The organism is Methylobacter luteus IMV-B-3098, assembly GCF_000427625.1.
GTDB classification, from domain to species: domain Bacteria; phylum Pseudomonadota; class Gammaproteobacteria; order Methylococcales; family Methylomonadaceae; genus Methylobacter; species Methylobacter luteus.
Window position 1 is genome coordinate 3656833 of sequence record NZ_KE386569.1, and the last position, 11961, is coordinate 3668793.

Annotated in this window: 11 protein-coding genes and 1 pseudogene; 2 read left to right on the forward strand and 10 right to left on the reverse strand. The window is 54.8% G+C overall.

Annotation, left to right across the window (positions count from 1 at the left end):
• Positions 1–3: 3 nt before the first annotated feature.
• The 8 genes and pseudogenes from METLU_RS0119390 to cutA form a co-directional block, all read right to left on the reverse strand.
• Positions 4–660, reverse strand: coding sequence for a zinc-ribbon and DUF3426 domain-containing protein (locus tag METLU_RS0119390; protein WP_196806566.1), 657 nt, complete (start codon positions 658–660; stop codon positions 4–6).
• 5 nt (positions 661–665) lie between these two features.
• Positions 666–1544, reverse strand: a complete 879-nt coding sequence (gene prmA, locus METLU_RS0119395; RefSeq protein WP_027159680.1) for a 50S ribosomal protein L11 methyltransferase — start codon at positions 1542–1544, stop codon at positions 666–668.
• Between the two features lie 68 nt (positions 1545–1612).
• Entirely contained in the window at positions 1613–2956 is a 1344-nt protein-coding gene (gene accC / locus METLU_RS0119400) for an acetyl-CoA carboxylase biotin carboxylase subunit (RefSeq protein ID WP_027159681.1), read from the reverse strand.
• 19 nt (positions 2957–2975) lie between these two features.
• Positions 2976–3417, reverse strand: a pseudogene (accB, locus tag METLU_RS25860) (acetyl-CoA carboxylase biotin carboxyl carrier protein).
• Positions 3418–3421: 4 nt separating this feature from the next.
• The gene (gene aroQ / locus METLU_RS0119410; RefSeq protein WP_027159682.1) at positions 3422–3868 is read right to left on the reverse strand and encodes a type II 3-dehydroquinate dehydratase; all 447 of its coding nucleotides are present in this window, start codon (positions 3866–3868) and stop codon (positions 3422–3424) included.
• Positions 3869–4058: 190 nt separating this feature from the next.
• Positions 4059–4583, reverse strand: coding sequence for a TlpA family protein disulfide reductase (locus METLU_RS0119415; protein WP_027159683.1), 525 nt, complete (start codon positions 4581–4583; stop codon positions 4059–4061).
• A complete protein-coding gene (dsbD, locus tag METLU_RS0119420; protein WP_027159684.1) occupies positions 4583–6826 on the reverse strand; it encodes a protein-disulfide reductase DsbD in 2244 nt (747 codons plus the stop codon). The genes METLU_RS0119415 and dsbD overlap by 1 nt, the downstream gene beginning before the upstream one ends.
• Positions 6808–7134 (reverse strand): divalent-cation tolerance protein CutA, encoded by a 327-nt coding sequence (gene cutA, locus METLU_RS0119425; protein WP_027159685.1) that lies wholly within the window; start codon positions 7132–7134, stop codon positions 6808–6810. Before cutA ends, dsbD begins: the two co-directional genes overlap by 19 nt.
• Positions 7135–7418: 284 nt before the next feature.
• On the opposite strand from cutA, the gene METLU_RS0119435 reads away from it, so the two are divergent.
• Entirely contained in the window at positions 7419–7856 is a 438-nt protein-coding gene (locus METLU_RS0119435; RefSeq protein ID WP_027159686.1) for an FxsA family protein, read from the forward strand.
• Here METLU_RS0119435 and METLU_RS0119440 read toward each other — a convergent pair.
• Together METLU_RS0119440 and METLU_RS0119450 are read right to left on the reverse strand one after the other, a co-directional pair.
• Positions 7853–9157 carry a DUF3422 family protein gene (locus METLU_RS0119440; protein WP_027159687.1) on the reverse strand — a complete coding sequence of 435 codons (1305 nt, stop codon included), beginning with the start codon at positions 9155–9157 and terminating at the stop codon, positions 7853–7855. The two genes, METLU_RS0119435 and METLU_RS0119440, sit on opposite strands and share 4 nt — an antisense overlap.
• Positions 9158–9415: 258 nt before the next feature.
• Entirely contained in the window at positions 9416–9634 is a 219-nt protein-coding gene (locus tag METLU_RS0119450) for a YgaP family membrane protein (RefSeq protein WP_407939098.1), read from the reverse strand.
• Between the two features lie 133 nt (positions 9635–9767).
• Here METLU_RS0119450 and uvrD point away from each other — a divergent pair, with 133 nt between their 5' ends.
• Complete coding sequence (gene uvrD / locus METLU_RS0119455) at positions 9768–11933, forward strand: DNA helicase II (RefSeq protein WP_027159689.1); 2166 nt, start codon at positions 9768–9770, stop codon at positions 11931–11933.
• Positions 11934–11961 lie beyond the last annotated feature (28 nt).

An 11961-nucleotide genomic window follows, 5' to 3' on the forward strand; every position in this document is an offset into this window, starting at 1 on the left:
AGCTTAAATGAGTTTGAACGTATAACCGCCGACTTTGGTTGCGGGGGCGGCGATGGTAAGGCTGATTTCCGTCGTCTTATCAGGGATCATTACTGTTGCGCCATTCGTTTCGGGCAAATAGTCCCGAGGATAAAAAACCCTATGCGCGAAAGGTTTTTCATTATAGTCCAGAAGCGTCAGCTTGATGGTCGGATAGGCCTGCGCAAAATCGGCCTGATTGGTAATGACGGCGCGGAAGGCGTAATTGCGATCCGGCAGCAGCACAAACGAGCCCTGTAGCACGTTGAAGTCGTCGAGGTTTTTATAAACGGGCAGCGGGCAGCTCAGGCGCTCGCAGATTTTTTCCAGATAGGGGCGGAAGGCCGGGTTCTGGCTGAGGGCATAGCCTTCAAAATACACGATTTGCGCGATCAGCAGGAACAGGCCGAGGATCAGGCCAGCCTGCCAGTAGGCGCGGCCGGCTGCTTTTACCGGTTCCCAGGGCAGGCGCTGCGGCGGCTTCTCTTCCTTGCTGACAGCAACCGGCTTCGATTCGCTGATAAATTCCAGCACATCAAACAGGGACGAGCAATTGTTGCAGCGCATCACGCCCCGGTCGCTGCGCAATTGCTCCAGCGTCAGCGCATGGGTTGTTTGGCAATCGGGGCATACGGTAAACATGGTTTTCAACGCTTGACGCCTTGCAGCCGGATCCAGTCCTCCTGTTGCAGGGGGGGATCGAAGTCGATATAGGGCTGGTATGCCTGCATGACCGACTCGGCCTGCTCATGCAGGATGCCCGACAGGACTAGTTGCCCGCCCGGCCTGACCAGGCTGGCTATCTGGCCGGCCATGTCGATGAGCGGTTTGGCCAGGATATTCGCCAGAACGACATCGGCCTGAAAAGGCGCGAACTGTTCGGGCAGGTAACAGTGGACTTTATTCTGAACCTTGTTTTTCAAGGCGTTGTCCTGGGTCGCCGTGATGGCCTGCGGATCGATGTCGACGGCATGGGCCTCACTGGCGCCCAGCAGGATTGCGGCAACGGCCAGGATGCCCGAGCCGCAGCCGTAATCGATAATGGTTTTGCCGGTCAAATCATGGCTGGCCAGCCATTCCAGGCACAGCGCCGTGGTCGGGTGCGTGCCGGTGCCGAAGGCCAGGCCCGGGTCCAGTGTCAGGCAGACCGTGCCGGGCTCGTGCTGTTCCTGGCCGGTCGGGCAAACCCAGAGTCTGTCGGCAAATTTCATCGGATGGTAATATTCCATCCAGGCACGCTCCCATGCCTGGTCGGCAATCTCTTCAACAAGCCAGTTATGGAGTTGTTCGGGCGGAAATTGCTTGCAGACCTGGTCTTTGATCAACGCCGGCTCGGCATCGAGTTCATAGAGCGCGATGACCTGGGTATGGCTCCATATTTTCGTTTCACCGATCCCTGGTTCGTAAACCGGCTCGTCTTCGGCATCCATGTAAGTGACAGAAACCGCGCCGAGATCGCTGAAGAAATCGGCGAGCCGGGGTGCGGTGTTTTCGTTCGTGATAACGGAGATTTGATGCCAGGCCATAAAAAAATCGGACTTGATGTAACGAGAAAAAACACAGGGCAGCTAGCCGCCCTGTCATTCAGCCGGGCTTAATAGATACCCAGTTTCTTTTCCAGATAATGGATGTTCTGGCCGCCGGCCGCGAAAGCGCTGTCAGTCATGATATCGTGCTGCAGCGGAATATTGGTCTTGATGCCTTCAATAATGATCTCGCTTAACGCCGTATTCATGCGCGCGATCGCGCTTTTGCGGTCTTCGCCGTGCGCGATCAGCTTGCCGATCATGGAATCATAATACGGCGGCACTTTATAGCCATTGTAAATATGCGTTTCACAGCGGATACCGGGGCCGCCCGGCATGTGGAACTGCTCGATCGTGCCGGGGCTGGGCATGAAGGTTTTCGGATCTTCGGCATTCAGCCGGCATTCGATCGCGTGACCCTGGATCTTGACCTGATCCTGCGTGATCGACAATGGTTCGCCGGCGGCGATGCGCAGTTGCTCCTTGACGATGTCGAAGCCCGTGACCATTTCAGTGACCGGATGCTCGACCTGCACGCGCGTGTTCATTTCGATGAAATAAAATTCGCCTTTCTCATACAGGAACTCGAAGGTGCCGGCGCCCAGATAGCCGATATCGACGCAGGCTTTCGCGCAACGCTCGCCTATGAACTTGCGCTGTTCCTCGGTAATGCCGGGCGCCGGCGCTTCTTCGACGACTTTCTGGTGACGGCGCTGCATGGAGCAGTCGCGCTCGCCCAGGTGAATGGCGTTGCCATGCGAGTCGGCCATGACCTGAAACTCGATGTGACGCGGATCCTCGAGGAATTTTTCCATGTACACGGTCGCGTTGCCGAAGGCGGTTGCGGCTTCGGCCTTGGTCATGGCAATCGCGTTCAACAGGGCTGCTTCGGTATGTACGGTGCGCATGCCGCGACCGCCGCCGCCGCCGGCCGCCTTGATAATGACCGGATAACCGACTTCATGAGCCAGCTTCAGGTTCTTTTTAGGGTCATCGGTCAACGGTTCGCCATTGCCGGGCACGCATGGAATGCCGGCTTGCAGCATGGCTTTTTTGGCGGAAATCTTGTCGCCCATCATGCGGATGGTATCGGCGTTAGGGCCGATGAAAACAAAGCCGCTTTGCTTTACTTTTTCAGAAAAATCGGCATTTTCGGCTAGAAAACCATAGCCCGGATGGATAGCTTCAGCATCGGTTACTTCGGCGGCGCTGATGATTGCCGGGATATTCAGGTAGCTGTCCACGGAAGCGGCGGGGCCGATGCAGACGGATTCGTCGGCCAGACGCACGTGTTTCAGGTTGCGATCCGCCTCGGAATGGACGGCCACCACCTTAACGCCTAATTCTCTGCATGCGCGCAGAATGCGCAGTGCAATTTCGCCGCGATTGGCGATCACTATTTTATCGAACATGAGTTTCCCGCTTTTTGTGTTATTCAATGATGAATAAAGGTTGGCCATATTCGACAGGCTGGGCGTTTTCAACCAGGACTTTAGTGACGATGCCGCTTTTATCGGCTTCGATCTGGTTCAGGATTTTCATCGCCTCGATAATGCAGAGCGTATCGCCAACCTGTACGGATTGGCCGACGTCGGTAAAGGGTTTTGAGCCGGGCGAGGCCGAGCGATAGAAAGTGCCGACCATAGGTGATTTGACCGCATGGCCGGTGATTTTTTCTTCAGCAGGCGTTGCGGCGGGGAGCCGCAGCTGCAGCCGGCGCTGCCGCAACGGCGTGAGTTGCGTAAGCTACCGGCGCGGGAGCTGCGGAATAACGGCTGATACGGACAAATTCTTCGCCCTCTTTGATTTCCAGTTCGGCGATTCCTGATTCTTCAATGATTTCGATAAGTTTTTTTATTTTTCTAATATCCATTACTTTATAGTCTCTCGGCTAATATTTGATGAGCGGCCGTTAAGGCCAATTCGTACCCTGTTGCTCCCAGTCCGCAGATCACGCCCCTGGCTATGTCTGAGAAATAGGAATGTTTTCTAAAAGGTTCCCGTGCGTGAACGTTGGATAGATGCACTTCTATAAACGGGATCTTGGTCGCCAGCAGCGCATCGCGAATGGCGACGCTGGTATGCGTGAAGGCTGCCGGATTGATAATGATGAAATCGACATGGTCAGCATACGCTTGATGAATCAATTCCACGATTTCGTGTTCGGCATTGCTCTGGTGAAAATTGAGCTGATGCCCCAGGCCGGCTGCCGCTTCTTCAAGCGAATGCTGGATGTCGGCGAGCGTTTTGTTTCCGTAATGGCCGGGTTCTCGTACGCCCAATAAGTTCAAATTAGGGCCATTTAATACGGTGATGTTCGCCATTAAGGTATTTTTCAGTCAGGTTAAAGGGGCATTAAGACCGCTAATTTTGCCCAATTTGCAGGGGTTTGTCTAGGCATTCTGTTTTTCGGAACAATTAGCGACAAAAAACGCAGATTTTGCCGCTGTTACTTTCATGATCGGCTATTTTCATCTCGAAAACAGGTAAGGAAATTAATGCGGGTTGTCTGATTTAATTCAACAGCGGTGTAATAATTTTCAGCATCTGTTCGTCGGAGAAAGCGCCAGGCTGACGGTGTACAATCTGGCCTTCCCGGTTGACGACTACCGTGAACGGAACCGCATTGATGCTGTTGCCCATTTGCTGGGAAAGGGCGACGGCATCATCGCCGCCAATCAATATCGGGTAATTGATCGCGATCGATTTGAGGTATTCGGCAACCGGTTCGCGCTCTTCTATGGCAATGCCTACAAACTGCACGCCTTTCTCGCCATATTGCTGCTGCATATTGATGAATTCCGGGATTTCCTTGATGCAGGGCGGGCACCAGGTCGCCCAAAAATTGATGATCCGAATCTTGCCCTGCCATTCGGCGCTATGGCGCGCCTTGCCGGATGGATCGGGAAAACTGAAATCAGGCGAAGGCGATGTGGCCTGGCTGGTCTGGACGACGGGCGACAGCAGAAAATGCCGGGCGATGATGCCGCCACCCAATGCGATAACGGCGGCGATAATAATTATAAAGGTTGGTCTCATTATTTAACCCGTACCAGTGTCTTAAGAAAAGTGTCTGCATCCTGATAACCGATGACGCGCAAGGATGGGTCTTCCTGGCCGTCAGCGCTGAAAAACAGCACGCCGGGCGGCCCGATCAGGTTGAATTTCGCCAGCAGCGCCTTGTCGTCGTCCGAATTTTTCGTGACATCGGCCTGTAGCAGAACAAAATCGGCCAGCGCCTGTTTGACTTTCGAATCGGTGAAGGTGTAGGCCTCCATTTCCTTGCACGAAGTGCACCAGTCGGCGTAAAAATCCAGCATGACCGGTTGGTGGCGGGCCTGGGCCTGCCGGATTCTGGTTTCCAGTTCCGTAACCGAGGACACTCGCTCAAAGGCAATGCCCTGGTTCGAGGCTTGCAAGGTGTTCATGCCCAGGCCGTGCAGCGGTTGTAATGGATTGGTATTGCCGATGCTGAAGCCTATCAGCACTAGCACGCCATAGGATAGCATGATCAGGCCGACGCCTTTCCACAGCTTGCGCCAGCCGCTCGCCTGTTCGGGCAGCGGATCGATCGCGCTCAGATAAATGGCCGGGATGATCAGGAGCATGGCCCAGAGCAACATGGTGACCGGCGCCGGCAAAATACGCTCCAGCATCCAGACCGCGACCGCCAGCATGATGACGCCGAACACGGCTTTCGTGGAATTCAGCCAGTTGCCGGCTTTCGGCAACAGCTTGCCGGCCGAGGCGCCCAGCAGCAATAGCGGCACGCCCATACCCAGGCCCATGGTGAACAAGGCGCTGCCGCCCAGCACGGCGTCGCCGGTCTGGCCGATATAGATTAAAGCGCCGGCCAGCGGTGCGGCCACGCAGGGGCCTACAACCAGCGATGACAGCGAGCCCATGATGGCCGCTCCCCAGAGTGAGCCGTCTCGATGCCGCTCGCTGGAGTTGTGCAGCTTGACCTGTAGGGACTTCGGCAGTTCCAGGTGGTAAAAGTCGAACATCGACAATGACAGCAGCACGAACACGGCGCTGAACAAAGCGATGATCCAGGGCTGCTGAAAAGTTGTTTGCAGATTGCTGCCGAACAGCGCCGCCAGGATGCCGAATACTGTATACGTCGCGGCCGAGGCAACGACGTAACTGAGCGACAGCAGGAATGCCCGGCCGGTCGTGATGCGGTTGCCGTGACCCACGATGATGCCTGACAGTATCGGTATCATCGGGAACACACAAGGCGTGAACGCCAGCAGCAGGCCGAAGCCGAAAAAGCTCAGCAGCGTCATCGACAAGGTATCCTGACGCAGCGATTGGACAATGCGGTCCTGTTCGGATAGCACCGAGGGCGCTACGGCGTAATCGGCAGGCGGGGCGCTCTGTACGAGCTCGGCATTCTGCAGCGCCGCGGGCAGGTCAAGGCTGATTTCCTGGTTCATGGGCGGATAGCAAACGCCGCGGTCCGCGCAGCCCTGGAATTTCGCCTGCAGAGTGATGCCGTGCGCCGACGGGTTTGAGCGGATCAGGGGCAGGTCAAAGCCGAGTTCGCTATGGAACGTTTCCACCTGGCCGAAAGCTTCATCGTATTCAGGCGTGCCCCTGGGTATGTCATAAGTGCCCAGTCGGGCGCCGGCTGCGTCGATCAGCTCAAGCCGGATTTTTTCGCGGTAAAGATAATAGCCGTCCGCGATCCGCCAATCGACACGCAGTGTCTGGGCGTCTTTTACCGAGGCCAGAAACTGGAAAGCCTGCTCCGGCGGCAGCAACTCGTCCTGAAACAGATTTCGTGTGATGTTGGGGTTGCTTTTGACCAGCTGTTCTATCGGATTGGCCGAAGTTGAGGGCGCTGCAGCAGGCAGCGCGATGTCCAGCGTGGTTTTTTGCGGCGGATAGCAAACGCCTTGATCAGCGCAGCCCTGATACTGCACCTGTAGCTGAAGGTTTGAGACGCCGTCGGCTACTGTCAAGGGTACCGGGATATTCACGGCGTGCCGGTAAATAACCATCTCGCCGAAAAATTCGTCATGCTTGGTTTCGCCGTCCGGCAAAGCGGGCGGCGTTGCCTGGATGGCTTCGGTCCTGGACTCGAAACGCATCTTGTCGCGATACAGGTAATAGCCTTCGGCGATCTGCCACGAAACTTCAACCTGACTGGCAGAGATTGCCTTGCCGGATATCTTGAAAGCCTGCTCGGGCGGCAAAAGCTCGTCGCTCTCCAGCGCCAGAACGGGCAGGTTGATCAGCGATAAAAGGCAGAAAAAAATTAATTTGGAGATAAGCATGAGTCAATCCAATTCAGGTATTCAGGTAAGCCGGCTTCGACAGGAACGGCTATGATTTCGGGGATTTCATAGGGGTGGTTGTCGCGTATCATCGCTTCAAGCGCCTGATAGCGGTCTTTACGCGATTTAATCAGCAGCAGATGTTCCTGTGCTGACTCAACCTGTCCCTGCCAGATATAAACAGACAAAAGGCCGGGCAAAATGTTCACGCAAGCGGCGAGTTGGCCTGTTACCAGCAGATGGGCGATTTTCTCGGCCGTGTCTTGATCAGGGCACGTGCAGAGAATGATTTGATGGCAAGTCGACATATTGGCGAGTTACTCTACTTAAGTCCGGAAATTGTCTGAAAGCTGAAATGTATTTGTATTGTATACATAGTTCATCCTGAAAACCTATCCTGAGGATTTTGTTGGTATAAAATCGGTCATGTCCTTATTAATCTGAATAATCAGCGGAACGGACGCTTTTGTGCCGCCGTTTCCGCCGGTCACCAAGCGCGGCATTGGTTGCTGAAGTGTCGAGATTATTCTAGAAATTAAGCGGCATTGCCCTTATATTGTAAGGTCAATGATAGTATTTCAAGAGTGTTTAGATGAAAGTTTTCCAAATTGCATTGCTGTTTTTATTGGTCGTCCCTTTTGTAGAAATTTATTTGCTGTTGCAGGTGGGCGGCATCATCGGCGCTGTCCCAACCATTTTTCTTGTGGTGCTGACGGCCGTATTGGGGGCCTGGTTGCTAAAGCAGCAGGGCTTGGCGACACTGCAACGGTTTCAGGCCAGCCTGGCGCAAGGCACGCTTCCGGCCTATGAAATGGTCGAAGGCCCGATACTGCTGGTCGGCGGCGCCTTATTGCTGACACCGGGCTTTATTACCGACATCATGGGCTTTGCCTGCCTGATTCCGCAGCTGCGCCGGAAAATAGCCCAATATGTGATTGAACATCACCTGATCCAGGCCGGCGGGCCTTTTCAGCGGGCCAGACCTGCCGAGAAAGACGCGCTGGAGGGTGAATATCACAAGGAAGACTAAGGGGGCGTGGTCTTGATCATTCTATGGATGCGCCTGATGGCTAAGATAACGGCGACCATGATGAACGGCAGGGACAAGCCGACAATAAGCTCGGGATTGACCGGCCAGCCCGCGGCGTAAATTGCTTTGGCGATCATGCCGACCAGACCGGCGCTGTAATAGGTAATGGCGACGACGGAAATGCCCTCGACTGTCTCCTGCATACGCAATTGCATTTTTGCGCGCAGATCCATCGAAGCCAGCAAATCCTGGTTCTGTCGCTCAATTATGATGTCCACGCGCGTGCGCAGTAATTGCCCGGCATTGCTGACCCTTTCCGATATTGACGTAAAGCGGTTCGCGGTCGACTGGCAGGTCTTGATGGCCGGCTCCATGCGCCGTCTTATGAACTCGCCCAGGGTCTGGATGCCCTGGATTCTGATTTCGCGCAAATCATCGAGGCGCTGTTCCACAAGCTGATAATAGGCATTGGCCGCGCCGAACCGGAAGTGGCTGCTCGATATGTGGTTTTCGACTTCGGCCGCCAAGCGCGTCAATTCATCCAGCAGTTCCGCGTCATTGCTGTCCGGCTGCGCCATGGCGTTTGTGATCGTGTACAGTTGCCGGTCGGCTTTCTTCAGCTCCGGCGCCAGTCTGCGCGCTATCGGAAACGCCAATAAGGCCATCACGCGATACACTTCAATTTCAAACAACCGTTGCAGCAGGCGGCCGGCCTGTTCGGTTCTGAGGTAGTTATCGATGATCAGGAAACGGCTGAAGCCGTCCACATGAATGCGAAAATCGGTAAACGCAAAAGCGGCACCTCCCGTGACTTCGGAGCCGACTACAGGGTTGCCGTCAAAGTATGAAGCCACAGTATGCAGATCGGGTTCCAGATAGGCCTCTTCGTTTGGTTTGGCTATGATGGCCGCATGCGCCGCCACCATGACTTTGCCGGGCAGCAGGGCCAGCCAATCTACCGGCACTTTCGTCAAGGCCGGTTCTGAAAACGGATCCTCGGGGCTGTCCTGCACATAAAACGTATAGGTGCTGAATTCACCGTGTTGCTCCCAGCGAATCTGGAACGTGTCGAACGCCGCACTGAAATGGTCGGCGTCCTGTTTCGGCGGCGTGACGCCAAAGCGCTCGCACAGCGTAGCCAAGTGTTTGCGTTCCTGTATTTTCTCGGCAGTGGATAACAGCAGCGCCAGATGACTGGCCCTGACCGGCAGATCCAGAACCAGGGAGGCCCGGGCGTGGACTTCGTTATGCAGGACGAAGCGTTGCGGATGATTTTCAGGAATAGGGAATAAGGTAGCCACTTGTCTATACTCTCTTATCAGGTGCCGGTCATACGATAACAACACATGGAGCGGGCATTGGTTTTTTGATGATTTTTAGAGACGTCTCCGGCCGCCTTAGGGCTTGCCGATACGAAAATAACTGAATAACCCTATGGACCGCGATAGATTTGGCGGTCATAATGGCGTGATTATTGCGTTTGTTTTTGAACTATGGCTGATGACAGGCGATCAGAGCATCAGCGTTGGAAACTACGTCCTTGTAGTCAGGCGATTGAATTAGCCGGCTGTGGCGTCGCTGCCGCCGGTATCGCGGGTATTTTTATGGAAGCCTGAATAGACAGGGCACCAGCCTGAGTAGCCGGTGGCAACCAGCACCAGACCCAGAACCAATAAAATGATTTTGGCCGTGAAAATTGAGATGGCAAGTAATACGGCGCCGCCCGCCATGCGGTAATTTTTTTCCTTGTCGCCAATATTATATTCAAACTTAATCATACGTTTATAATCAAAGCTCATCTTGAAAACCTTCTTTGTGATAGTAATTATTTTTAACAAGGCAATGGTTTTGCCCGTCTGACTAAATCCGAAACAATATACACAGCTCCAAAAAATGTGCAAGCGATAACACATGGATATTACCAGAATTATAGACCCTCTAAATGATGCCCAGCGCCAGGCTGTTTCGGCGCCATCCCAATCCATGCTGGTGCTGGCCGGCGCCGGCAGCGGCAAGACCCGGGTTCTGGTGCATCGCATCGCCTGGCAGATTCAGGTCGAAGGCTTGTCGCCGCACAGCATTCTGGCCGTCACCTTCACGAACAAGGCCGCACGAGAGATGCGCGGCCGTATCGAAGACTTGCTGGGCATATCGACGCACAGCATGTGGATAGGGACTTTTCACGGTCTCGCGCACCGCCTGTTAAGGCGGCACGCGCAACAGGCCAAACTGCCGGAGACGTTTCAGGTCATGGACTCGTCCGATCAGTTAAGGCTTATCAAGCGTTTGCTGGCGACACTGAATCTCGATGAGAAGAAATGGCCGCCGAAGCAGATACAGTGGTATATCAACGCGCAGAAGGACGAAGGCATCAGGGCGCGTCACATACTCGAGACCGGCGATCTGTATCAACGCCAGATGCTGATCATTTACCGCGCCTACGAAGAGATCTGCGAGCGTTCCGGCCTTGTCGACTTTGCCGAGCTGCTGCTGCGCGCGCATGAGTTGCTGCGCGATAACCAGGACGTGCTGGAGTTCTACCAGCAGCGTTTCAGGCAGGTGCATGTCGACGAGTTTCAGGATACGAACACGATTCAGTATGCCTGGTTGAGATTGTTGACCCAGGACAAGGATAACCTGTTCGTGGTCGGCGACGACGATCAGTCCATCTACGGCTGGCGCGGCGCCAAAATCGAGAATATCTACAATTTCCAGAAACATCACCCGAATCACCAGGTCATCAAGTTGGAGCAGAATTACCGCTCGACCGGCCATATTTTGAAAGCGGCCAATAAGGTCATCGCCAATAACGACGGCCGCATGGGCAAGGAGCTGTGGACCGATACCGGCGACGGCGATCTGATCTCGCTGTACGCGGCCTTCAATGAACAGGACGAGGCTTATTTTGTCATCGAGCGCATCAGGACCTGGATCAATGAAGGCGGAGCGCGTAGCGATGTGGCCATTTTATACCGTTCCAACGCCCAGTCCCGACAGTTTGAGGAACGCCTGATGGCGACCGGCACGCCGTATCGCGTCTATGGCGGCCTGCGGTTCTTCGACCGGGCCGAAATCAAGAACGCGCTGGCTTATCTGCGCCTCACCTCGAATCGGCATGATGACGCGTCGTTCGAGCGGGTCATCAACACACCGACACGCGGCATAGGCCCTAAAACCCTGGATGATCTGCGCAGTCTCGCACGCAATCAGCGCATTTCTTTATGGGCCGCGGCCGAGGAAATGCACAGGTCAGGTCGGCTATCCGCGCGTGCAGCCAATGCCTTAGGCGGATTCATGCAGTTGATCGAGCAGATGGCCGGACAGGCCGAGGGCCTGGAGCTGTTTGAGAAAGTCAAACTGGTGATCGAAAAAAGCGGCTTGATCACGCTGTATCAAAACGATAAAGCCGATAAAGGCGAAGAAAAGGTCGAAAACCTCGAGGAGCTCGTCAACGCGGCGCGCCTTTTCGATTTTGATGCCGACAATGAGGAAAACCTCGGCGAGCTGGATATGTTTCTGGCGCATGCGGCGCTGGAAGCCGGCGAAATGCAGGCCGATGATTTTGAGGATTGCGTGCAGCTGATGACCCTGCATTCGGCCAAGGGGCTGGAATTCAAGCTGGTATTTCTGGTCGGCATGGAGGAGGGGCTGTTTCCGTCCCTGCAATCGGTTGAAGACGCGGGCCGCCTGGAAGAGGAACGCCGGCTTTGCTATGTGGGCATGACGCGCGCCATGAAACAGCTCTATCTGACTTATGCCGAATCGCGGCGTTTATACGGTCGTGAGTCGTACCCGAGACCGTCGCGTTTCCTGCGCGAGATTCCGCCCGAATTCATTCAGGAAGTCAGAATGCGGGCCAATGTCAGCCGTCCCGTAACGGCCGTCAAACCGAAAGCGCCTGGCTTAATGACGGAAGGAAAATACAAACTGGGGCAACGCGTCAGTCATGAGAAATTCGGCGAGGGCGTGGTCTTGCAAATGGAAGGCGAAGGCGCGCATGAACGCGTGCAGATCAATTTCAGAGCGGTCGGCATAAAATGGCTGATGCTGGCTTATGCCAAGCTGGAAGCTTTGTAGGGTATGCAATGCATACCTTTCAAAATCT